This window comes from Sediminibacterium sp., from assembly GCF_051861365.1.
Lineage (GTDB): Bacteria > Bacteroidota > Bacteroidia > Chitinophagales > Chitinophagaceae > Sediminibacterium.
In genome coordinates this window covers 79,112-102,146 of sequence record NZ_JBHYCW010000010.1, presented here as the reverse complement: position 1 = coordinate 102,146, position 23,035 = coordinate 79,112, and the positions used below count along the sequence as shown (strand labels likewise).

The 23,035-nt window shown below is 41.1% G+C and carries 29 protein-coding genes; 27 read left to right on the top strand and 2 right to left on the bottom strand.

Going from position 1 to position 23,035, the window contains the following annotated elements; all coding sequences use genetic code 11:
• Positions 1-40: 40 nt before the first annotated feature.
• Positions 41-2,533, bottom strand: a complete 2,493-nt coding sequence (locus ACTIEV_RS06670; protein ID WP_322195710.1) for an O-antigen ligase family protein — start codon at positions 2,531-2,533, stop codon at positions 41-43.
• 424 nt (positions 2,534-2,957) lie between these two features.
• On the opposite strand from ACTIEV_RS06670, the gene rpsJ reads away from it, so the two are divergent.
• The 27 genes from rpsJ to ACTIEV_RS06535 all read left to right on the top strand — a co-directional run bounded on the left by rpsJ (position 2,958) and on the right by ACTIEV_RS06535 (position 22,277).
• Complete coding sequence (rpsJ, locus tag ACTIEV_RS06665; protein ID WP_026770720.1) at positions 2,958-3,263, top strand: 30S ribosomal protein S10; 306 nt, start codon at positions 2,958-2,960, stop codon at positions 3,261-3,263.
• A 383-nt stretch (positions 3,264-3,646) separates the two neighbouring features.
• Complete coding sequence (gene rplC, locus ACTIEV_RS06660; protein ID WP_178889634.1) at positions 3,647-4,264, top strand: 50S ribosomal protein L3; 618 nt, start codon at positions 3,647-3,649, stop codon at positions 4,262-4,264.
• Between the two features lie 15 nt (positions 4,265-4,279).
• Positions 4,280-4,918 carry a 50S ribosomal protein L4 gene (gene rplD, locus ACTIEV_RS06655; protein ID WP_439516262.1) on the top strand — a complete coding sequence of 213 codons (639 nt, stop codon included), beginning with the start codon at positions 4,280-4,282 and terminating at the stop codon, positions 4,916-4,918.
• Positions 4,919-4,947: 29 nt separating this feature from the next.
• The gene (rplW, locus tag ACTIEV_RS06650; protein WP_322195711.1) at positions 4,948-5,247 is read left to right on the top strand and encodes a 50S ribosomal protein L23; all 300 of its coding nucleotides are present in this window, start codon (positions 4,948-4,950) and stop codon (positions 5,245-5,247) included.
• A gap of 124 nt (positions 5,248-5,371) precedes the next feature.
• Complete coding sequence (rplB, locus tag ACTIEV_RS06645) at positions 5,372-6,211, top strand: 50S ribosomal protein L2 (protein ID WP_178889635.1); 840 nt, start codon at positions 5,372-5,374, stop codon at positions 6,209-6,211.
• A 112-nt stretch (positions 6,212-6,323) separates the two neighbouring features.
• Positions 6,324-6,593: a 30S ribosomal protein S19 gene (gene rpsS / locus ACTIEV_RS06640; protein WP_133475589.1), complete on the top strand. Its 270-nt coding sequence runs from the start codon at positions 6,324-6,326 to the stop codon at positions 6,591-6,593.
• Between the two features lie 71 nt (positions 6,594-6,664).
• Positions 6,665-7,009 carry a 50S ribosomal protein L22 gene (rplV, locus tag ACTIEV_RS06635; RefSeq protein WP_133475588.1) on the top strand — a complete coding sequence of 115 codons (345 nt, stop codon included), beginning with the start codon at positions 6,665-6,667 and terminating at the stop codon, positions 7,007-7,009.
• Between the two features lie 15 nt (positions 7,010-7,024).
• Complete coding sequence (rpsC, locus tag ACTIEV_RS06630) at positions 7,025-7,825, top strand: 30S ribosomal protein S3 (RefSeq protein WP_322195712.1); 801 nt, start codon at positions 7,025-7,027, stop codon at positions 7,823-7,825.
• 121 nt (positions 7,826-7,946) lie between these two features.
• Positions 7,947-8,366 (top strand): 50S ribosomal protein L16, encoded by a 420-nt coding sequence (gene rplP / locus ACTIEV_RS06625; protein ID WP_178889638.1) that lies wholly within the window; start codon positions 7,947-7,949, stop codon positions 8,364-8,366.
• Positions 8,367-8,409: 43 nt separating this feature from the next.
• Positions 8,410-8,622: a 50S ribosomal protein L29 gene (gene rpmC, locus ACTIEV_RS06620; protein ID WP_178889639.1), complete on the top strand. Its 213-nt coding sequence runs from the start codon at positions 8,410-8,412 to the stop codon at positions 8,620-8,622.
• Positions 8,623-8,715: 93 nt separating this feature from the next.
• On the top strand, positions 8,716-8,976 hold the full coding sequence (gene rpsQ / locus ACTIEV_RS06615) for a 30S ribosomal protein S17 (protein ID WP_133475584.1): 261 nt from the start codon (positions 8,716-8,718) through the stop codon (positions 8,974-8,976).
• Between the two features lie 123 nt (positions 8,977-9,099).
• On the top strand, positions 9,100-9,468 hold the full coding sequence (rplN, locus tag ACTIEV_RS06610) for a 50S ribosomal protein L14 (RefSeq protein ID WP_133475583.1): 369 nt from the start codon (positions 9,100-9,102) through the stop codon (positions 9,466-9,468).
• A 122-nt stretch (positions 9,469-9,590) separates the two neighbouring features.
• On the top strand, positions 9,591-9,929 hold the full coding sequence (rplX, locus tag ACTIEV_RS06605; protein WP_178889640.1) for a 50S ribosomal protein L24: 339 nt from the start codon (positions 9,591-9,593) through the stop codon (positions 9,927-9,929).
• On the top strand, positions 9,929-10,504 hold the full coding sequence (rplE, locus tag ACTIEV_RS06600; protein ID WP_178889641.1) for a 50S ribosomal protein L5: 576 nt from the start codon (positions 9,929-9,931) through the stop codon (positions 10,502-10,504). Before rplX ends, rplE begins: the two co-directional genes overlap by 1 nt.
• 68 nt (positions 10,505-10,572) lie before the next feature.
• Positions 10,573-10,842 carry a 30S ribosomal protein S14 gene (gene rpsN / locus ACTIEV_RS06595; protein ID WP_026770706.1) on the top strand — a complete coding sequence of 90 codons (270 nt, stop codon included), beginning with the start codon at positions 10,573-10,575 and terminating at the stop codon, positions 10,840-10,842.
• Between the two features lie 69 nt (positions 10,843-10,911).
• A complete protein-coding gene (gene rpsH, locus ACTIEV_RS06590; RefSeq protein WP_178889642.1) occupies positions 10,912-11,310 on the top strand; it encodes a 30S ribosomal protein S8 in 399 nt (132 codons plus the stop codon).
• Positions 11,311-11,398: 88 nt separating this feature from the next.
• Complete coding sequence (gene rplF, locus ACTIEV_RS06585) at positions 11,399-11,953, top strand: 50S ribosomal protein L6 (RefSeq protein WP_322195714.1); 555 nt, start codon at positions 11,399-11,401, stop codon at positions 11,951-11,953.
• Between the two features lie 93 nt (positions 11,954-12,046).
• A complete protein-coding gene (gene rplR, locus ACTIEV_RS06580) occupies positions 12,047-12,397 on the top strand; it encodes a 50S ribosomal protein L18 (protein ID WP_178889644.1) in 351 nt (116 codons plus the stop codon).
• Between the two features lie 29 nt (positions 12,398-12,426).
• Positions 12,427-12,948 carry a 30S ribosomal protein S5 gene (gene rpsE / locus ACTIEV_RS06575; protein ID WP_178889645.1) on the top strand — a complete coding sequence of 174 codons (522 nt, stop codon included), beginning with the start codon at positions 12,427-12,429 and terminating at the stop codon, positions 12,946-12,948.
• Positions 12,949-13,017: 69 nt separating this feature from the next.
• The gene (gene rpmD / locus ACTIEV_RS06570) at positions 13,018-13,200 is read left to right on the top strand and encodes a 50S ribosomal protein L30 (protein ID WP_178889646.1); all 183 of its coding nucleotides are present in this window, start codon (positions 13,018-13,020) and stop codon (positions 13,198-13,200) included.
• Positions 13,201-13,367: 167 nt separating this feature from the next.
• Positions 13,368-13,817, top strand: a complete 450-nt coding sequence (rplO, locus tag ACTIEV_RS06565) for a 50S ribosomal protein L15 (protein WP_322195715.1) — start codon at positions 13,368-13,370, stop codon at positions 13,815-13,817.
• Between the two features lie 77 nt (positions 13,818-13,894).
• Positions 13,895-15,244 carry a preprotein translocase subunit SecY gene (secY, locus tag ACTIEV_RS06560; protein ID WP_322195716.1) on the top strand — a complete coding sequence of 450 codons (1,350 nt, stop codon included), beginning with the start codon at positions 13,895-13,897 and terminating at the stop codon, positions 15,242-15,244.
• 102 nt (positions 15,245-15,346) lie between these two features.
• On the top strand, positions 15,347-16,168 hold the full coding sequence (map, locus tag ACTIEV_RS06555) for a type I methionyl aminopeptidase (RefSeq protein ID WP_322195717.1): 822 nt from the start codon (positions 15,347-15,349) through the stop codon (positions 16,166-16,168).
• Positions 16,169-16,198: 30 nt separating this feature from the next.
• A complete protein-coding gene (locus ACTIEV_RS06550) occupies positions 16,199-17,731 on the top strand; it encodes a M20/M25/M40 family metallo-hydrolase (RefSeq protein ID WP_322195718.1) in 1,533 nt (510 codons plus the stop codon).
• Between the two features lie 4 nt (positions 17,732-17,735).
• Positions 17,736-18,962, top strand: coding sequence for an NAD(P)/FAD-dependent oxidoreductase (locus tag ACTIEV_RS06545; RefSeq protein ID WP_322195719.1), 1,227 nt, complete (start codon positions 17,736-17,738; stop codon positions 18,960-18,962).
• Between the two features lie 131 nt (positions 18,963-19,093).
• Positions 19,094-21,685 carry a zinc-dependent metalloprotease gene (locus ACTIEV_RS06540; RefSeq protein WP_322195720.1) on the top strand — a complete coding sequence of 864 codons (2,592 nt, stop codon included), beginning with the start codon at positions 19,094-19,096 and terminating at the stop codon, positions 21,683-21,685.
• A 163-nt stretch (positions 21,686-21,848) separates the two neighbouring features.
• Positions 21,849-22,277, top strand: a complete 429-nt coding sequence (locus ACTIEV_RS06535; RefSeq protein ID WP_322195721.1) for a CBS domain-containing protein — start codon at positions 21,849-21,851, stop codon at positions 22,275-22,277.
• Positions 22,278-22,290: 13 nt separating this feature from the next.
• Here the strand turns inward: ACTIEV_RS06535 and ACTIEV_RS06530 are convergent, their stop codons facing one another.
• Positions 22,291-22,926 carry an Abi family protein gene (locus ACTIEV_RS06530; RefSeq protein WP_322195722.1) on the bottom strand — a complete coding sequence of 212 codons (636 nt, stop codon included), beginning with the start codon at positions 22,924-22,926 and terminating at the stop codon, positions 22,291-22,293.
• Positions 22,927-23,035: the final 109 nt, after the last annotated feature.

Here is a 23,035-nt window from a genome sequence, read left to right as displayed (position 1 = left end):
TTTTAGTATAGTCCATAGACCATGGTCCATGGGCTATGGTCTACTTACAATACTGCACAATGATATTATTCGCATCCGCATAGTTTTTGGATTTAGAAATCTGAAGGGTTTGACAACCCACTTCTTTTTCTCCGAGGTTGATATGACTCACGCCTTTAAAAAATTCAGATTTGCCATCATTGGTGATTTTTAAAGCGATTACTTTATCAAAATAGTAGATGGCTCTTCTATATTGTTTCATGTTAAAATAACTGACACCTGCGTTCTCATAAATAGCATAGTTGAATGCATTGATCTCTGCTGCACGAACAAATTTTGCAGCGGCTGTTTGATAATCTTGTTTAGCAAAAGCAGCAACGCCTTCATTATAGATCTGAGTTGCTTTTTGTAGGGCGGCGGCATTTTGTTCTACACTATTCCCAACTGCACCCGAAAAATTCAGGTTGCTGGTGATCTCCTGTTTTCTTTTCAGTAAATTGGCATAATCAGCTTCACTGGCAGGTCTGTTTCCTTTTCGATCAAACAGCGTGAGTGCACTGTCAGCCAGTTTCAATAATTCAGGAGTAGCTCTTTGTTGCGCGTTTAACATGCCCATCAAATATAAATTCCAGGCAAAGGGCTCATTGCGGTATTTTGTATAGGTTCTGAATGCTTTGGCAACACCGGCAGTATCTCTTCTTTTTGCATGCACAGCCACCAATGTTTGATAATAGGTATTAGCCCTTGGTTTATTATAGTAGGCCAGCTCCGCGTAATACTTGGCACTATCCATTTGATTGGTGTTGAAAAATACATTCGCCATCAAAAACTGACTATAATAAATATGCGGATTATGGGGAATAGATTTCCTCAGCAAACGAAGCGCTTCATCATACTGTTGGTTTTCAGAATAATACCTTCCTAAAATGGCTTCAATGGGTTGAGAAGAAGAAGTAAGATTGGGAATAGGAGGAAACATGGTTTTTACTTCTGCCAGCGGAATGCTCATTGGCTCATTCTTTAGATCAGGAACCACGCGAAGTTGTCCTTTCAATGAAATGTAGGTGAGATAGGTAATGTAAGTGGCAGGCAATAACATTAATATCGTGATCATTCCATATAAGGGATGGGCAAGGGTAAAGGTTTTATTAGCAGGTTTTGTATCGCCAACCTGTACTTCTTCTCGCCCTTTGATATAAGTACCAAGATTGATGGCTGTTACACAAGCAAAAAATACCTGCATGATGGCTCTTTCAATAGGAAAGTTGAATCCTGCATCCACAGCATATACAATCAATGCCATGAAGGAAAACAAAGCGATCAGTTTTGTTTCTTCGGAAGCAGCAGATCGTAAGGTTTTAATTGTGCAAAAGAAAAGACAGACATACAGTGATAAGTATAATAATCCACCCAGCAAACCTAATTCAGCTGCATGTTCTAAAAAATCATTGTGAGCATGTGCAGGTACATTCAGGTCATCAATGTATTCTTTCTCATAAGGAATAGAAGCCAGTTTCCAATTACCATAACCGCAACCCATTAAGGGGTTTTCAGCAATATAATCGAATGCATGTTCCCATAATTTAAAACGATAACTCGAAGCGTCGTTTGTAAGTGCAATGGAACTGATATTTGCAATCACACTACCATAACGACCACTGTTGCTTTCTTGTAAGGTAGTTACTTGTGTATTGATAGCTTGGGTAATAAAAAAAGCAGATACCAGGGGTAATAACAAATAAGCTGATTGCAATAACAATTGATCTGCTTTTTTATGTTGACGGAATTTCACCAACACAAATCCTAAGAATACAATCGATACTAAAATTAAGCTAACATAAGAAGCACGTGCACTGGCCATGAAAATGGTGGCGATACCCAGTGTTAGGGCGAGAATATGGAAAATACGTTCTGCCAGTTTTGCATGATAGAGCGCATACAGTACAAACGGTATTTTAATAACCAGACTAGCCGCGAAAATATTTTTATTACCCGTATTGCCATTGAGTGAGTTGACCAAGGCGCCTAGTGAGGTTTCGGCGATACCATCAAAAAATTTATCAAAGTATTGGATGGATTCTACCAATAAAACAGCAGATAATAGTCGACATATCAGGGTGAAGGATCCTTGTTGATGAACAAACAGTACTGCCAGATTAAAAAAGGCAATGATGGTAATGATAAACCTTACGAAGCAAACCCAGGCTTCCACCTGATTCATGGCAAAGAAAATCGACAAACCCGCGAGTAAGAAAAGCGATAAATAGAGTTTTGAATAAAGTTGTCTGAAAATGGTAATGATTACATCCTTGTACAGGTCTTTTCTGGCCCAGGTATACACCACCACAAGAATGTCTAATAAAGCTAAATACAGCCATTGAGGTCCCATTACATCAATGGAGTTCATATTATTGATAAAATGAACAGCCATATACAGCCCCATGATGACCATGGGTATCCAGGAACTCTTATGCTCAGTTTTAAAATTTGTAGAACCTTGTTTATCAGCAATTTGCTTATCAGAAAAGGGGGAAACGGGTTTCTTTCTGGCCATAGTTGGGTTATTGCCGTGAAATTAAGGATTTTGCTATGAGTTCACTATGGATTCACTATGGTTTCTCTATGGTTTTCCTATCATTTCACTATGATTCTCTTATGACTCTCTTATGAAGCTCTTATCACTGTCGTATCTCTGCCATAACCCTTACTTAACCCATTACCGACCTTCTCAGTTATCTGTCAATATCCGGTCAGTTCCCTGTCATAAGACTATCTATACATTCCAATAACCCTCAAAAAACGCGCTCTAACCATCGAAAATTCGTATAACCCAGTACCTCGTACCCAGTACCTAGCACCCAATTGCTTCAAAATCCCGTAGAACTTCCGTTTTTTCTTAAAAATATTTACAAATTTCTTGACCATTCCATTACAGTCCCTTACCTTTGCAACCCCAATCAGAAAATTGGGTTTCGACTATGTCTCAACGTATCAGAATCAAATTACAATCTTACGATCACAATCTGGTAGATAAATCTGCTGAGAAAATCGTAAAAACAGTGCGCAGCACTGGTGCCGTAGTAACTGGTCCAATTCCCTTGCCTACACACAAGAGAATCTTCACTGTACTGCGTTCACCACACGTGAATAAGAAGAGTCGTGAGCAGTTTCAACTGGCTACTCACAAGCGTTTGCTGGATATCTATACTTCTTCTTCTAGAACAGTAGATGCCCTAAGCAAATTGGATCTGCCTTCTGGTGTTGAGGTAGAGATCAAAGCCTGATAAATAGGCTACAAGTTTCAAGCTACAAGCTGCAATTGAAACAAAAGTTCTTAAAAATAAATTACTCATCTGCCAACTCTCTACTCAAAATAGAGAAGAAAGCAGCTCTGAATAAATAAACGGTCTCAGATTTTTGATTTTCAATCAAGAAATCAAAAAATCAAAGATCATACATATAAACAGGCCCTTCGAGGTTTGTTTACTTCCGGTACTTCCTCGATCACCATAGCTTTAGCAACGGTGATCCAGCTTAGAAAAAGCATCCACTTTCGCCAAGGCTACGGTGGATAGAAAAGGGAAAAGGTCGGCAGCGAACAAGGATTGAATCCCGCTTCATCGGTGGGATGTCCTCTTTAACCTTGCGGGGCATAAACCGCAAAACGATGAAAGGTATTATTGGTAAAAAAATCGGGATGACCAGCATCTTCTCGGCAGATGGTAAGCAAACAGCTTGCACCATCATCGAAGCTGGTCCATGTACCGTAACACAGGTGAAGACCCAGGATACTGATGGTTACACCGCACTACAATTGGCATTTGGCGACAAAAAAGAAAAGCACTCCACGAAAGCTGAGCTGAATCACTTCGCAAAAGCTCAAACAGCCGCCAAAAAATTCGTAAAAGAATTCCGTAATTATTCCATAGAGAAAGCATTGGGAGAAACTGTTACTGTTGACATTTTCGCTGAAGGCGAAAGCGTTGAAGTAGTAGGTACTACCAAGGGTAAGGGTTTCCAGGGTGTTGTAAAGCGCCACGGTTTCTCCGGTGTGGGTGAGCAATCACACGGTCAACACGATCGTCAGCGTGCTCCGGGTTCTATCGGTGGTTCTTCTTATCCTTCACGCGTATTCAAGGGCATGAGAATGGCCGGACGTATGGGTGGTGACAGAGTAAAAATGAAGGGATTGAAAGTAGTGAAGATCTTCCCTGAAAAGAACTATATCCTGATCAGCGGTTCTGTTCCTGGTCATAACGGTTCAATCGTTTTAATCCAGAAGTAATCACAACTTAATTGAATGACCATGCAAGTAGATGTATTAAATATAAAAGGACAGAAAACCGGCAGAACGGTTGAATTACCGGCTGAGGTTTTCGGTATCGAGCCAAATGATCATGTGATCTACCTGGCTGTAAAACAGTACCTGGCTGCAGGCCGTCAGGGTACACACAAAGTAAAAACCCGTGCTGAAGTGCAGGGTGCTAGCCGTAAGCTGCACAAGCAAAAAGGTACCGGTGGTTCTCGTAAAGGTAATATCCGTAACCCTTTGTACAAGGGTGGTGGTACGATCTTCGGACCAAAACCTCACGCTTACGATTTCAAATTGAATCGTAAAGTGAAAGACCTCGCTAAGATCTCTGCACTGAGCTATAAAGCAAAGGAAAGCGCGATCGTAGTGGTGGAAGATATTCAGATGGACGCACCTAAAACCAAACAATTGGTGGAAGTGATGAAGAACCTGAACATCGCCGATAAGAAAACACTGGTTGTATTACCGGAGTACAATGATAATCTGTACCTGAGCACTCGTAACGTGCCAAATGTTGCCAGCACTTTATTGGCCGACATCAACACTTATGAGATCATGAATGCAGATGTACTCGTAATCACAGAAAACACTGCTAAAATCTTCGCAGAAGAAGAGGCAGTAGCTTAACCAATTAGAAACGTTTCAACCGAAATACAATGAAACTGAGTGAAGTATTAGTAAAGCCTATTTTAACGGAGAAAGCAAATGCTCAACAAGAAAAGTTGAGAAGATATGCTTTCAAAGTAAATCGTAAGGCGAACAAACTCGAGATCAAAAAAGCAGTAGAAGAATTTTATGGTGTGAATGTGATCGATGTGAACACTGCTGTTGCTCCCGGTAAAAACAAAACCCGCTATACCAAAGCCGGTTTTATTCAGGGTGCGAAACCTGCTTATAAAAAAGCATTCGTAACCGTAGCCGAAGGAGAAACCATTGATCTGTACGCTAACATTTAATTCCCCCGCCCTGAAGGGAGCCGGAGGAAACAGAATGATAAAGTATGGTAGTTCAACTACCGCAAAAGTTGATTAAAAAACAAGACCTAGCACCCCTTTAGGGGCTGGGGGTAAAACAAAGAAAATGGCACTGAAGAAGTACAAACCGATGACAGCAGGAACACGCTGGAGAATCGGAAATGCTTATGCTGAGATCACTACCAACAAGCCTGAAAAAAGCCTGTTGGAGCCACAAAAGAAAACCGCAGGTCGTAACTCACAAGGTCGTCGTGCAATGCGTTATATGGGTGGTGGTAGCAAGCAGCATTATCGTATCATCGATTTCAAAAGAAACAAGAGAGATATTGCTGCAACAGTAGTATCTATCGAATACGATCCGAACCGTACTGCGTTTATCGCATTGGTTCAATATACGGATGGAGAGAAAAGATACATCATCGCTCCTCAAGGAATTCAGGTGGGTGCAAACATCATCGCTGGTGATGAAGTAGCTCCTGAGATCGGAAATGCCTTGATGATGAAAAATATGCCATTGGGTACTATGATTCACAACATTGAATTGCAGCCCGGACAAGGTGGTAAAATGGTAAGAAGTGCCGGTGCATCTGCTCAGCTGGCGAACAAAGAAGAGAAATACGCAGTATTGAAAATGCCTTCTGGCGAATTGCGTAAAGTATTGATCAATTGTTACGCAACTGTAGGTGTGGTTTCTAATAGCGACCATAACTTGGAAACAGCAGGTAAAGCAGGTAAGAATCGTTGGAAAGGTATTCGTCCACGTGTGCGTGGTGTTGCGATGAACCCGGTAGATCACCCAATGGGTGGTGGTGAAGGTAAAGCTTCAGGTGGTCACCCACGTAGCAGAACCGGTAAGTATGCAAAAGGTGAGAAAACACGTACAAAAGGAAAAGGCAGTGATAAACTGATCATCCAGAGAAGAGACGGTAAAAAATTAGCAAAGTAATTTGAAAGTGTGGCGATTTGAAAATTTGAAAATGAAAACCTCAAATTCTCAAAGCCCCGAAACAAACACTTTCAATTTTCAAATTTTCAAATTTTCAAATTAACTCATTACTATGGGTCGTTCGATTAAAAAAGGTCCTTACGTTGATGCCAACTTAGAAGGTAAAGTTGAAGGTATGAATGATGGCAAAACCAAGAAAGGTGTGATCAAAACTTGGAGCCGTCGCAGTACAATCACTCCTGATTTTGTTGGACACACTTTTGCAGTGCACAACGGTAACAAGTTCATCCCAGTTTATGTAACCGAATTCATGGTAGGTCACAAACTTGGTGAATTTGCTCCAACTCGCAACTTCAGAGGACACGCAGGAACTAAAAAGTAATCACTTGGCGTATGGTTGATGGTTGATAGCGAATAGCAGAACCGGATGCAATACCCTAAACAAATAAAGAAATGGAAGCAGTAGCTAAACTGAACAATTATCCTACAGGGCCACGCAAAATGCGTTTGCTGGCTGATGTGATCCGTGGAATGGAGGTAGAGAAGGCATTGGCTATTCTCGAGCACCACCCACAGCACAATGCAGTGCCTTTGGCAAAATTGCTGAAGAGTGCGATCAGCAACTGGGAGCAAAAAAATAATGGCGCCAGTGCTGCAGACAGCAGTCTGGTGGTAAAAACTGTATTCGTTGACGGAGGTCGTGTACTGAAGCGTATGCGCCCTGCACCTCAAGGCCGTGGCTACAGGGTACGTAAGCGCAGTAACCATGTAACATTAATCGTAGATTCTAAAAACTAATTGTAAAACCACTATATGGGTCAGAAAGCAAATCCAATTGGTAACAGGTTAGGTATCATCCGCGGATGGGAAAGTAACTGGTATGGTAGTAAGAAAGACTATGCTACCAAGTTAATCGAGGATCATAAGATCCGTACTTACCTGAACGCCCGTATCAACAAGGGCGGTATTGCCAAAATTGTAATAGAGCGTACCCTGGGTAAGCTGATCGTTACAATCCACACCTCTAAACCAGGTATCATCATCGGTAAAGGTGGCGGAGAAGTAGACCGTATCAAAGAAGAGTTGAAAAAATTAACCGGTAAGGATGATGTTCAGATCAATATTCTCGAGATCCGTCGTCCTGAACTGGATGCCAATATTGTAGGCGATACCATCGCTCGTCAGATCGAGAACCGTATCAACTTCAAACGTGCTACTAAAATGGCGATCGCTTCTACACTCAGAATGGGTGCTGAAGGTATCAAGATCAAGTTAAGTGGTCGTTTGGGTGGTGCTGAGATCGCTCGTAGCGAAGAGTTCAAACAGGGTCGTGTGCCTTTGCATACTTTCCGTATGGACATCGACTATGCGAACGTATACGCTCAAACCGTTTACGGTAAGATCGGTATTAAAGTATGGATCTGTAAAGGTGAAGTACTTGGAAAGCGTGAACTGAATCCAAACTTCGTAGGTGGTAAGAATGATATGAGTGAAAGAAGAGGTGGTGAAGAAAGAGGTGGCGGACGCGGAGACAGAAGAGATGATCGCGGCGGCGGTCGTGGTGGAGATAGAAGAGATAACCGCGGCGGAGGCGGAAGAGACAATAGAAGATAATTTGAAAATGTGGCAATTTGAAAATTTGAAAATGTAAAAAACAAATTTTCACTACGCCAGGAATAAACTACTTCCACTCATTTTCAAATTTTCAAATTTTCAAATTTTCAAATTGTAATAAATGTTACAGCCTAAAAGAAGTAAACACAGGAAACAGCAGAAAGGCCGCATTCGTGAAGTGGCTAAGCGTGGTACTTCCATTTCATTTGGTTCATTTGCTTTGAAAGCGATGGAACCCATCTGGTTAACCAACCGCCAGATCGAGTCTGCCCGTCAGGCAATGACCCGTGCCATGAAGCGTGAAGGTAATGTGTGGATCCGTGTATTTCCTGATAAGATCATTACCCGTAAGCCTCTTGAGGTAAGGATGGGTAAAGGTAAAGGTAACCCTGAATTCTGGGCTGCTGTAGTAGAACCAGGACGTATCATCTTCGAATGCGATGGTGTATCTCAGCAGGTAGCTCAGGAAGCGATGGAACTCGCTGCTCAGAAATTACCGATCAAAACCAAATTCATCGTAAGAAGAGACTTACAAGCATAATTTTATCTCGCCTTAGGCGAGACAAATTTTCAAATTGAAGAAAATGGCAAATAAAAAAGTTGAATTCAATAAAGGTCTGAAAGACATGAATGTCGCAGATCTGCAGGCAAGAATTCAGGAAGATCAGTTAAGACTGAAAAAATTAGAATTCGCACATGCAATTTCTCCATTGGAGAACCCGATGACTGTTCGTGGTTTGCGCAGAGATATTGCTCGTCTGAAGACTGAGTTGAAGAAAAAACAATTAGGAATTTAAAGCTTCAAGCTTCAAGTTCCAAGCGACAAGCTTATCAAAAAAAACTTTGCTCACAGCTCATAGCTCGGAGCTCATAGCTTAAAAAAATAAACAATGGCTGAAGTAAGAAATTTACGCAAAACAAGGATCGGGGTTGTTACCAGCGATAAGATGGACAAGACCATCACTGTTGCGGTTGAAAGAAAAGTAAAACACCCTATCTACGGAAAGTTCGTAAAGAAAACCACGAAGTTCCATGCTCATGATGAAAAAAGTGAGTGCGGTATCGGTGATGTGGTAAAGATCATGGAAACTCGTCCGCTGAGCAAAACAAAGCGTTGGAGACTGGTTGAGATCGTAGAAAAAGCAAAATAATAATCGTCCGCCTCAGGCGGACACAAGCTGCAAGCTGCAAGAATTTGAGCTGTAGCCTCTGTAAAAATTGATAAAATTTAACGAAGAGAGAAATCTCTAAGTTATAAGCTAAAAGCTAAAACAATGATTCAGCAAGAAAGTAGATTGAATGTAGCTGATAACAGTGGTGCTAAGGAAGTGCTTTGTATCAAAGTACTCGGTAATAGCGGTCAGGATTATGCCAAAATTGGTGACAAGATCGTTGTAACTGTTAAAGATGCGATTCCTGCAGGCGGTATCAAAAAAGGTACTGTATCAAAAGCGGTAATCGTTCGTACCAAAAACAAATTGCGTCGTAAGGATGGTTCTTATATCCGTTTCGATGACAACGCAGTGGTATTACTGAACAACTCTGATGAGCCTCGTGGTACCCGTATCTTCGGACCAGTAGCAAGAGAACTTCGTGATAAAGGTTACATGAAGATCATCTCTTTGGCTCCGGAAGTATTATAAGCCCCTGCCCCTAAAGGGGTATGGTTTAGCAATAAACGACTTAGAAAATCACAACCGAACCTATAAGTTAGGTTAAAACATAAAAAACAAAACTCTCCCTTCAGGGAGACGGAGGGACAAAAATGAGTACAAGATTTAAACCCAAATTCAACATCAAAAAAGGAGACACCGTAGTGGTGATCGCCGGTGATGATAAGGACTTGAAAAAGCCCCGCAAGGTGTTGGAAGTTATCGTGGATAAAGGTCGTGTGGTAGTAGAAGGTGTTAATATCGTAACAAAACATACCAAGCCTTCTGCACAGAATACAAAGGGTGGTATCGTTAAGATCGAAGCACCAATCAACATCAGCAATGTGATGTTATGGGATGCTAAAACGAGCAGCGCTACCAAAGTAAAGCGTAATCGTGAAGAAGGTAAATTAGTTCGTATATCTAAAAAATCAGGGGAGGTAATCAAGTAATGAGTACTACAAAATACACTCCGAGATTAGCAGACAAGTACACCAAAGAGGTAGTACCTGCTTTAATGAAAAAGTTTGCTTACAAAACTGTAATGCAAGCTCCTAAGTTGGAAAAAATCTGTATCAACCGTGGCGTGAATGGCGCGGTGAATGATAAGAAATTGGTAGACATCGCTGTTGATGAGCTGAACATGATCACAGGTCAGAAGGCAGTTCCTACTATGTCTAAAAAAGATATCTCCAACTTCAAACTACGTAAAGGAATGCCAATTGGTGCGCGTGTAACACTGAGAGGAGAGAAGATGTATGAATTCTTAGACAGATTGGTATCTGTTGCGTTACCTCGTGTACGTGACTTCAAAGGTATCAGCGATAAGGCTTTCGATGGTCGTGGTAACTACACATTAGGTGTTACCGAGCAGATCATCTTCCCTGAGATCGATATCGATAAAGTGAACAAGATCACCGGTATGGATATTACTTTCGTAACTACTGCTCAAACCAATGAAGAAGCATATGAGTTACTGAAAGAACTGGGAATGCCTTTCAAAGGAGCAAAAAAAGACAATAACTAAAAAGTAACTGGTAGCAGCCGGTTTGTAAACATCAAATCCGGAACCTACTCAAATCTAAACATAAAACAATGGCAAAAGAATCAGTAAAAGCCAGACAAAGAAAGCGTGAAGCCCTGGTAGCCCAGTATGCAGAGAAGCGTGCAGCCCTAAAAGCAGCAGGTGATTATGCAGCATTGGATAAACTTCCTAAGAATGCGTCACCTGTTCGTTTAAAGAACCGTTGTCAGCTTACCGGACGTCCGAAAGGTTATATGAGATACTTTGGTCTCTCAAGGGTAATCTTCCGTGATATGGCCCTGAATGGTAAAATTCCAGGTGTTAAAAAAGCAAGCTGGTAAAACTACCCTGCCCCGATCAAGATCGGGAAATTGGTACAAAATTTTGAACACGAATTAATTCTAATAAAAATGGTAACTGATCCTATAGCAGACTTCTTAACCAGAATCCGTAACGCACAGATGGCTGGTCACAGACTGGTAGAAATTCCTGCTTCTAATCTGAAAAAGCGTATGACAGAGATCCTGTACGAACAGGGTTATATCCTGAAATACAAATTTGAAGATGATAACAAACAAGGACTGATCAAGATCGCGTTGAAATACGATCCTTCTACTAAACAACCTGCGATCCGCTCTCTGGAAAGAGTGAGCCGTCCGGGTCTGCGTCAATATGCTAAACCTGCTGAAATCAAAAGAGTAATCAATGGTTTGGGTGTGGCTATCTTAAGTACTTCTAAAGGTGTACTGACTGATAAGCAAGCAAAAGCGCAGAATGTAGGTGGTGAAGTTCTTTGCTACATCTCTTAATTAAGTTATTGTCCTGTCTGACAATTAAGCTTTTAGTCGGAGCTGAACACGGTCAGGATTTTAGTTGAACAATAAAAAAGAAACGACTATGTCTCGTATTGGAAAAAAACCGGTAACCATTCCAGCAGGTGTAACCATCACTGTTAGCAAGGAGAATGAAATTACTGTAAAAGGCCCTAAGGGTGAATTGAAGCAGCAGATCGATAGAGATATCACTGTTACTATCAAAGACAATGAAGTAGTATTTGAACGTCCTACTGATCAGATCCGTCACCGCGCTATGCATGGCTTATACCGTGCATTGGTAAGTAACATGGTAAAAGGTGTTACAGAAGGTATCAAAAGAGAATTGGAACTGGTGGGTGTGGGTTTTAAAGCCGCTAATACCGGAAACATTTTGGATCTGGCATTGGGTTACTCTCACAATATCATTTTCGAAGTTCCTAAAGAACTGAAAGTAGCAACTGTTACTGAAAAAGGTCAGAACCCAAAGATCCTGTTAGAAGGTATCGACAAACAATTGATCGGTCAGGTAGCTGCTAAATTGAGAAGCTTACGTAAGCCAGAACCATACAAAGGTAAGGGTGTGAAATACGCCGGTGAGATCCTGAGAAGAAAAGCAGGTAAAGCAGCAGGTAAATAAGCCCCTAGCCCCTAAAGGGGTATAAAGTGGGTGTTTAAATATTTTAAAAATTTCCCTAGCCCCCTTCAGGGGGTTGGGGGTAAATAAAGCAAAATGGGTAAATTAATTCAAAGGCAAAAAATCAGATACCGCATTCGTAAGAAAGTGGCTGGTACAGCTGTTAAGCCACGCTTATCTGTATTCAGAAGCAATGCTGATATTTATGCACAGTTAATCGATGATGATAATGGTCAAACACTGGCAGCAGCTTCATCTCGCGATAAAGATATCGCTGCTCAGAAAGTAACCAAGATCGAAAAAGCGAAACTGGTTGGTGCGGCAATCGCACGTAAAGCCACTGAACTGGGATTGAATACCGTAGTATTCGATCGTGGTGGTAACCTGTATCACGGCCGTGTTAAATCCGTAGCCGACGGTGCAAGAGAAGGTGGTCTGCAATTCTAATCTGCTAACAACAATTAATCGTTAGATAAATGTCTAAAGTAAACGTAAATAAGGTAAAAGCCGGTGGCGACATGGAACTGAAAGAGAAAGTAGTTGCCATTAACCGTGTGGTGAAAACCACTAAAGGTGGACGTACCTTCAGCTTCTCAGCACTGGTAGTAGTGGGTAATGAAAGTGGTGTGGTTGGACAAGGTCTGGGTAAAGCAAAAGAAGTTCAGGAAGCTATCACAAAAGGTATCGAAGATGCCAAGAAGAACCTGGTAAAAGTACCTGTAATGCATGGAACCGTTCCTCACGAGCAGTGGGCGAAAGATGGTGCTGCGAAAGTCTTGATCAAACCAGCCGCTCATGGTGCGGGTGTGATCGCGGGAGGTAGCATGCGTGCCGTTCTGGAAAGTGCAGGTGTAACAGATGTACTGGCGAAAAGCCTGGGTTCTGCCAACCCTCACAACGTGGTAAAAGCTACTATCAAGGCCTTGAGCCTGTTGCGTGAACCCGTTCAGGTGGCTAAAACCCGTACGATCAAGCTGAGCAAAGTATTTAATGGATAATCATTGGTTGTTAGTCCATAGTCCATGGTCCATGGTCTATGGACTATAGACTAACTCAATAAAGTAGTTATGAAAAAGATCAAGATCACACAGATTAAAAGCGGTATCGACAGATCTGAGCGTCAAAAACAAACTTTGATCGCTTTAGGTTTGAAGAAGTTAAATGCTTCAAGAGAAGTAGAAGCTACTCCTCAGATCCTGGGTATGGTGAATAAAGTAAGCCACCTGGTGAAGGTTGAAGAGATCGCTTAATCCAATCAGATAAGATAGAATTTGTTCCGTGTCATACGGGATGAAAATGAGTCAATTTACTTGATTCATTTTCTGTTTATAAAAATCAAAATTCTCTCTGTCACTGACAACACATTTTCAAATCATTTGCGAGGGGTGATTCCCCGAAAGTTCAAAATCAATACAACATGAAACTACACAATCTGAAACCTGCAGAAGGTTCTACACACAAGCAAAAACGTTTAGGTCGTGGTGAAGCATCCGGTAAGGGTGGTACATCTACAAAAGGTAACAAGGGTGGACAAAGCCGCGCCGGTTACAAGAGCAAGATGGCTCACGAAGGTGGTCAGATGCCTATTCAGCGTCGTATCCCTAAGCGTGGATTCAAGAACAACAACCGTGTTGAATTCGTCGTATTTAACCTGGGTCAAATCGACCAATTGGTAGAGAAATATGGCTTCACTGAATTCAGCCTTGAGAATTTATACATCAATGGTTTGATCAGCCGTACCGATAAAGTAAAAGTATTGGCCAACGGTGAACTGAAAGCCAAAGTAACTTTCAAAGTGAATGCAGCCAGCGAAAAAGCAAAAACTGCTATCGAAGCTGCAGGTGGTAGCGTTGAAATTATCAAGTAATTTTATCGTAACTTGCCAGACGCACAACGTGCGTCTTTTTTTGGTTTAAGACTATTAACGCTTACAATTGCATTCAAGTGAAAAAACTAGTTCAGACATTAAGGAATATTTGGACGATAGAGGAGCTTCGTAACAAGATCATTATTACACTTGCACTGGTTCTTACGTATCGTTTTGGTACCCACATCGTATTACCGGGTATCGATCCTAATAAAATTGAAGAAGCACAGAAATCTGCCCAAAGTGGTGGAGGTCTCTTAGGCATCTTCGATATGTTCGCAGGTGGAGCCTTTTCTCAGGCTTCTATCCTTGCATTGGGTATCATGCCCTATATCTCTGCTTCTATCTTCATGCAGCTGATGACCATCTTGGTTCCTCAGTTACAGAAAGTACAAAAAGAAGGAGATAGCGGACGTAAAAAAATCAATCAGTGGACACGTTACCTCACCGTAATCGTTACTGCGTTTCAGGCGGGTGCATATGTTGCCTACCTGAACAGTCCGGGTTATGCTGAAGCAATTATGCCTGCTTATGCACCTTACTTCTGGTTCTCTACTGTTATTACATTAACAGCAGGTACCATGTTTGTTATGTGGTTGGGTGAAAAGATCCAAGACAAAGGATTGGGTAATGGTACATCTATCATCATCATGGTAGGTATCTTGGCTCGTCTTCCTCAATCATTGATCCAGGAATTCAGTGCGAAAGGTGAAAGAGCCGGTGGTGGTTTGTTGATCTTCTTGATCGAGATCGCTATCCTGATTGCTATCATCCTTGGATTGATCGTGCTGGTACAAGGTGTTCGTAAAATACCTGTTAACTATGCAAAGCAGATCATTGGCAACCGTCAGTTTGGTGGTGCTCGTCAGTTCTTGCCGATCAAAGTAAACAGCGCCGGTGTAATGCCGATCATCTTCGCTCAAGCGATCATGTTCCTGCCTACACTCGTATCATTTACCAATCTTGATTCTGCTCAAGGTATCGTAAAGATCTTCAATGATCATAGCAATACCTGGTATATGGTGATTTACTCAATCATGGTAATCGGATTTACTTTCCTTTACACTGCATTGATATTTAACCCTAAACAAATTGCAGAAGACCTGAAACGTAACAACGGTTTTATTCCAGGTGTAAAGCCCGGACAACCCACTGCTGATTATATCGGATCTGTAATGGACAGAATTACTTTACCGGGTGCTATCTTCTTAGCATTGGTAGGTATTATGCCAGGATTCGCTCAGCGTTTGGGTGTTACACAAGGATTCAGCACTTTCTTTGGTGGTACTTCATTACTCATCATGGTAGGTGTGGTATTGGATACACTACAGCAAATTGAAACTTACCTGTTGATGCGTCAATACGATGGATTGATGAAAGGTGGTCGTATACAAGGCAGACAGACTGTTTCTACTTCAACAATTTAGTCGATTAGTCCATAGACCATGGTCCATGGACTATGGACAGAAAATACGATATTTGCAAACCTGTCGTCTCGCTGATAGCGACGACAGGTTTCTTTTTTTATCATGTCGAGAAGAATAAATATGATCATCTATAAAACAGAAGCGGAAATAGCCCTGATGAAAGAAGCGGCGCTTTTAGTAAGTAAAACACTTACCGAAGTGGCCAAGGTATTGAAACCGGGTATGACAACGATCCAAATCGATAAACTTTGTGGTGACTTTGTCAAAGACCATAAAGCAGTTCCTTCTTTTTATAATTATAGAGGATATCCTTTCAATGTATGTGCTTCTGTGAATGATGTGGTTGTTCATGGATTTCCCAATGATATCCCTCTCAAAGATGGTGATGTGGTTTCTATTGATATGGGAGTGATTCTCAATGGATGGCATGGTGATCATGCTTATACATTTATGATAGGTGAAACTGATCCGGAGATCATTCAATTAGTAAAAGTTACGAAAGAGTCTTTGTACAAAGGCATTGAGAAAGCCATCGTAAATAATAGAGTCGGAGACATCTCTTTTGCCATTCAAGAGCATGCTGAAAAAAAACATGGCTATGGAGTAGTAAGAGAGTTGGTTGGGCATGGGTTAGGTCGCAGCTTACATGAAGACCCGCAGGTTCCCAATTATGGTAAACGTGGAAATGGTCCGAAGATGAAAGAAAATTTGGTGTTAGCTATTGAACCCATGATGAATCTGGGTGCAAGGGAAGTATATACCGATGATGATGGATGGACAGTGCGTACACAAGACGGGAAAGCAGCTTGCCACTTTGAACATGATGTATGCGTAAAGCGTGGACAAGCATTGGTACTTTCTGATTATAGCATTATTGAGGCAGCGGAGAAAGCGAACGCAAACCTCAATACCTCTTATTATTAGACAATTCAGTCTACTATAAAACTGCTGTCGATGAAAACATTATTGTTGCTTCTCGCGCTGTGTACACAGCCTTTTTTGTTGCTATCACAGGTAACTGATATCGAAAAAGTGAGAACGCTCAGACAGCAAAAAGAACACGCATGGTTACAAGAATTCATGCAGTTATTGTCTATTCCCAATGTAGCTTCCGATACCTACAATATTCAACGCAATGCATCGATGATTATGGAATTGATGCGTAAGCGTAATATCCAAGATGTAAAACTACTCACACCTGAAACTAAAAATGCGCCACCGGCTATTTATGGAGAGATTAAAGTGCCCGGTGCTGTTAAAACCATCATCTTTTATGCGCATTATGATGGACAACCGGTAGATCCTTCCAAATGGGCAAAAGGCTTTCAGCCCTTTGTACCGGTATTGGTGAATGGAACAACTGCTGATGCAGAAAAAATCATTCCGCTTCCTTCATCTAGTAATAATATCAACGAAGACTGGAGAATTTTTGCCAGAGGTGCTTCTGATGATAAGGGTGGTGTAATGGCTATTTTATGGGCGTATGAAGCCATTGTGCAGTCAGGACAGTTACCGAAGTGTAACATCAAATTCTTTTTCGAAGGTGAAGAAGAAGCGGGTTCACCACATTTGCAGGAAATTTTACTCAAGTATCCAACGGAATTACAATCAGATATCTGGGTTATCTGTGATGGCCCTGTTCATCAGTCGGGAAATAAACTGGTTTGTTTCGGCGTAAGAGGGGATGCGAATATGGATGTAACGGTATATGGTCCTTTGAGACCATTACACAGTGGTCATTATGGTAACTGGGTACCGAACCCCGCATTAATGATGGCGAAGTTATTGGCATCTATGAAAGATGAAAATGGTAAAGTAACCATTAAGGGTTTTTATGATGATGTAACACCTTTATCACCCACAGAGAAAGCCGCTATTGCCAGTATACCCATGGCAGATGAACAGATGAAAAAAGAATTGGGATTCATCAAGCCGGAAATGGATGGGTATACTTTACAGGAGTCGTTGATGTTGCCATCGCTCAATATCAATGGTATACAAAGTGCCAATGCCGGTAAATTGGCTGCCAACGTAATTCCTACTACTGCCATTGCAACACTGGATCTTCGTTTGGTGAAAGGAAACGATTATCAGCTTCAGCAGCAACGTGTAGTAGATCATATCAAAGCTCAGGGTTATTATGTAATAGATAGAGATCCGACCATCGAAGAGAGAAATCAATATCAAAAAATAGCTAAAGTCATAAAACACGATGGTTACAACGCGCAACGTACACCGATGGATTTGCCCATTGCACAGGAAATAGTAGCCGCTGTTAAAAAAACAACCAATGGGACATTGGTAATAGTTCCTTCTCTTGGGGGTAGTTTACCACTGTATAAGTTTGAGAAATTTTTAAAAGCCAATACCATCAGTGTACCTATTGCTAATCATGATAATAACCAACACGCAGAAAATGAAAATATCCGTATCCGTAATTTATGGAATGGGGTAGAAACAATGGCTGCGATTATGTTGATGAAATAAGTGTATGCAAAAAACACTCGTTGTAATAGGAGGTGGGGCTGCCGGATTTTTCTGCGCAGTGAATGCATCAAGAATAAACTCTTCGTTAAAGGTATTGTTGCTCGAGAAATCCAATAAACTGCTATCGAAAGTAAAAGTAAGCGGTGGCGGGAGATGCAATACAACACATGCATGTTTTGAGATTCCGGAGTTGGTGAAAAAATATCCACGCGGACAAAACTTTTTAAAAAAATCATTTCATCAGTTTTATACGCAGGATACGATTCAATGGTTTGAAGAAAGAGGAGTGCAGTTGAAAACAGAAGAAGATGGTAGAATGTTTCCGGTTACAGATAATTCTCAAACCATCATTGATTGTTTATTGAAAGAAGCAGACAAATATAAAGTAGCAGTACAATTACAAACAGGTGTTACTTCCATTCAGAAAAAAGAAAACAAATTTGAACTTCAATTAAGCAATGGTGATATTATTTCGGCAGACTTTGTATGCGTTGCTACAGGAGGTTTCCCCAAAGCCAATATGTTTGATTGGCTGACTACCACAGGACATACCATTGCTACACCGGTGCCATCACTTTTCACATTCAATATGCCGGGTAATCCTATCACTTCTTTGATGGGGGTTAGTGTGGAACGTGCGATCGTTAAAGTAGCAGGTACCAAACTGCAAGAAGAAGGTCCGTTACTGATTACGCATTGGGGTATGAGTGGTCCGGTGATTTTAAGAACTTCTGCATGGGGGGCAAGAGAATTGGCAGATAAAAATTATCATTTCAGCATTCTTGTGAACTGGATACCCCATTACACTGAACATATGTTACGAGATGAGTGGCAAGAGATCCGAGAACGATCAGGCGCTCAAAAAATAAGCAATAAAAATCCGTTTGCATTACCCAATCGTTTATGGTCATACCTCTTACAAGTATCAGAGATCGATCCGGAATGCAGGTGGTCAGATCTTCCGGCAAAGCAACAAAACAAACTTATCAAACATCTAACAGCGCAGGAGTTTATTGTACAAGGTAAAACAACATTCAAAGATGAGTTTGTGACGGCAGGCGGTATTCTGCTTAGTGAAATTGACCCCCAAACCATGCAAAGCAGAAAGCTGCCCGGATTGTTCTTTGTGGGGGAAGTCATGGATGTGGATGGCATTACCGGTGGGTTTAATTTTCAGCATGCATGGACCAGTGGGTTTATTGCTGCGAAAGCCATTGCCGCCATCGTATAAAGACGAGGTTTTTTACCATCTATTTTATCGCTAAGTCAAGACCGGTTGTTAAAAAATTGCCACTTATCCATTCTGCTGTAAAATCCTGATACAGATTAGCTATTTTGATCGTCAACTAAATGAAACGCTCTATGAGAAGACTCTTGCTTGCCGCATCTGCGTGTGCGGTATTTATGGGCTCAGCCCTATATGCCCAACAACCTCCGGCCGGAATGCCAGCCGGTACTCGTCCACCGGGCGATTCCTCTAAAACGCCTCCAGCACCCAAAAAACCGACAGTTGCTGAAAAAACAAAAGGCAATAAAAAGATCGAAGGCTTATTTACCCTGTATCAGGATACTGCTACCGGTAGTCTTCAGATGTATATCAGAAAAGACCAGCTTGATAAAGAATTCATTTATCAGAGTTTTTCCATCAATGGACTTACTTCATTGTTCTTACATCAAAGTATGCACCGTGCAACAGCCGTGTTTAAAATGAAGAGAGCATTTGATAAAATCGAATTCTCTCAAGTGAATACCGGCTTTTTCTATGATAAGAATAATCCTGTGAGTAAGACCGCAGATGTAGATAAACCCGAGGCGGTTTTTTACAACGATAAATTCAGTATCGAAGATTCATTGGGTTATTTGGTGAGTGTAGATCAGTTATTCCTGAGTGAAAAACTGGATCCTGTAAAACCCATCATACCACCAAGCCCATTGGCAATGTTCACTTTTAATTTGGGTGGATTGAATCCTACCAAATCGAAATATGCCAATATCCGTTCCTTCCCGAATAATACGGATGTGGTAGTGGATCTATCTTATGATAATCCAAGTACACTTGCAAGCGGAGGCCCTGATGTAACAGATCCTCGTTATGTACGTGTACGTATGCAACATAGCTTTATTGAAATGCCTAAGAACGATTTCCGTTCACGCAGAGACGATCAGCGTGTGGGATATTTCTTGGATCAGCGTAATAACCAAACCAGTACCAGTCCTGTTCCGTATAAGGACATGATCAATCGCTGGAATTTGGTGAAGAAAGATCCATCTGCAGCCATCAGCGAACCTGTTGAGCCAATTGTATTCTGGGTAGAAAATACCACTCCACATGAGTATCGTCAAACCATTATCGACGCTGGAGTGAAATGGAATGAAGCATTTGAAAAAGCAGGATTTAGAAATGCTGTTCAAATGAAGATCATGCCCGATGATGCAACCTGGGATCCCGCAGATATTCGTTACAATGTAATTCGTTGGGTATCTTCTGCAAACCCTCCTTATGGAGCCATTGGACCCAGTTTTACCAATCCACGTACCGGACAAATACTCGGAGCTGATATTACTGTAGAATGGTTCTCAGGAAGTGCTACGCCACTTTTTGATGAGTTGGTTAACGGTCCGTCTATGCAAAGTGCAGCGGATTTACAGTTCCCGGGCATGCCAATGAAAAATCATACTGCTTGTACATTGGCAGGAGAGTTGAAAGCTCAGTTCATGACCGGACATACCACCCTCGAAGCCATGGATGCACCGGAAGGAGAGATCAAAGAAATGCATAAGCAATTCCTGATTTATTTGATCATGCATGAAATGGGACATACACTCGGATTGAACCACAATATGAAAGCCAGTCAGATGTTATCGCCTGCAGATATCAACAACACTTCGATTACACGTTCTATCGGATTGATTGGTTCTGTAATGGATTATCCTGCGATCAATGTGTCATCAGACAGAAGCAAGCAAGGTGATTATTATACTACCAAAGCAGGTCCTTATGATCTGTGGGCAATTGAATATGGTTACACACCATTCTCTGAATCACAGGAAGAAGCAGGACTTACCAAAATATTATCACGCAGTACGGATCCTAAATTAGCATTCGGTAATGATGGTGATGATATGAGAGCTCCGGGTAAAGCCATCGATCCTCGTGTGAATGTGAATGATCTTACCAATGATGCTATTGGTTATGCAGAAGATCGTTTCAAACTGGTAAATAATTTGATGGGTAAATTGGTACAGAAATATACCAAGCCCGGACAATCCTATGTAGAAGTACGTGCACGTTATGGGGTGTTGAATGGACAACGTAATAGCATGATCAATGCCGTAAGCCGTTATGTAGGTGGCGTGTATATTGATAGAAGCAATCCGGAGCAAAACTCAGGTAACAAGCCTTACACACCTGTACCGTTGGCTACTCAAAAGAAGGCAATGGATGTGTTGAGTAAATATGTATTTGCACCGAATGCTTTTGATGCAGATGCACAAGTATATCCATATCTCGCATTCCAGCGTAGAGGATTTAATCAGCCGGGTAATGGTGAGGATTTTAAACTTACCAATAATGTACTGGGTCTTCAGGCAGGTGGTGCATTGGGACATATCCTGCATCCGATAACCTTACAGCGTATTACCAATACTCGTTTGTATGGTAATCAGTATAGTGTAGCCGATGTAATGGGTGATTTGGTGAAAGGAATTTTTGATGCTGATATCAACGGTAATGTGAATGTTCACAGACAATACCTGCAAACTACCTTTGTAAAGGGTGCTGCTAATTTGTTGAACCCACAAGCACCGATTGATGATGTATCTAAAGCTGCAGCGTTGTACACCATCAAGAAATTGAAAACCAAACTGGCAGCTGCCGTTTCAACCAACGAAGAAACCAAAGCGCATAGAGCCAATCTGATTTTCTTGATTGATAAGGCGCTGAAAACAGACTAAGGAAGAGGAACAGAGAAATAAGAAACAGAGGAATAAGGAATGAGAAAGTAGTGGTGAGAATCAACTACTTTCTCATTCCTTATTTTTTATTCGATATTTCTTATTCTCCTCCACTTGCACAATTCAAAACCAAGTATTATATTAAGGAATTAAAACGCTTGTCATGAGAAAAGTAAGTAATGTATTGCAACGCAAAGGAAACAGAGTAGCTACCGTTCCACCTGAAATGACGGTGATTGATGCCTTGAAGTTGATGGCTGAACAGAATATTGGTTCAGTAGTGGTGATGAAAGATGAAAAATTTGCCGGTATTATGACAGAGCGCGATTATTCGCGAAAAGTGATATTGAAAGGACGCCATTCCAGTGAAACAAAAGTAGGAGAGATCATGTCTACCGATTTTCCTTATGTATCCATGAATGATACCGTAGAATCTTGCATGCAATTAATGACTTCTCATCGTTTGAGATATTTACCGGTGATTGAAAATGAACAATTGGTGGGCATTATTTCCATCAATGATCTGGTTACAGAAACCATATTAACACAGGCAGAAACCATTAGTCAGTTGCAGAGTTATATACAGTCCTGATAATTTTGTTTGTTTACCAATGGGTTTTCACTTTCATTAGAATATATTCAAATCGATCTATTTTGTTTAAAATAGAGGGTAGCAAATGGTGTAACCAGAAAAGGAATGATCTGATTTCTTTGTAAACGGATTCTAAATAGTTGAAGTTGCGAAAGATGGGTTCGTAGTGGTACACTCGGTTACGAATGTTTCGAATGCGATGGAGAGATTCGTCGATGTTTTTTCTTTGTTTTTCTTGTTTGGGAAGATGTACAAAAATGGTACGCAAAGGTTTCCAAAGTAATTTGGCATGATACCGATTAAAGAGCCGATTCCAAAAGCCAAAGTTTAATTCTGCTATAATGCCATCTGCAGTAACAGTTTTTTGCTGAAACTGAATTTTTTGTTCAGCCCTTTGTATGGCAGTTTGAAATTCTTTAGGAAGCTTATTTTTAAACCAAAAATCATCTTTGAAATATGCTTTCAGCTTTTGATGAATAGCATTTCTCAATGAAATTTCCAACAAAGACAAAGCCGGATACAACGCTTCGGATAGTTCGATGTTTGTCAGGTATAATTGATATGCAGCGTTGGTATTATAATTGGCTTCTTCTAAATAAATATTGAATCGGGGATGTGAAATAAATGACTTAATTTCTTCCGTAATCATTTTTTTTGTTTTAAGTTAAAAATAATTATACCTTTACCTCATGATGCCAGTTACTCCTCTCCCGGCTCTTTTACCGGTGATGAAACTGGTTTTTTTATTTTTAGGGCTA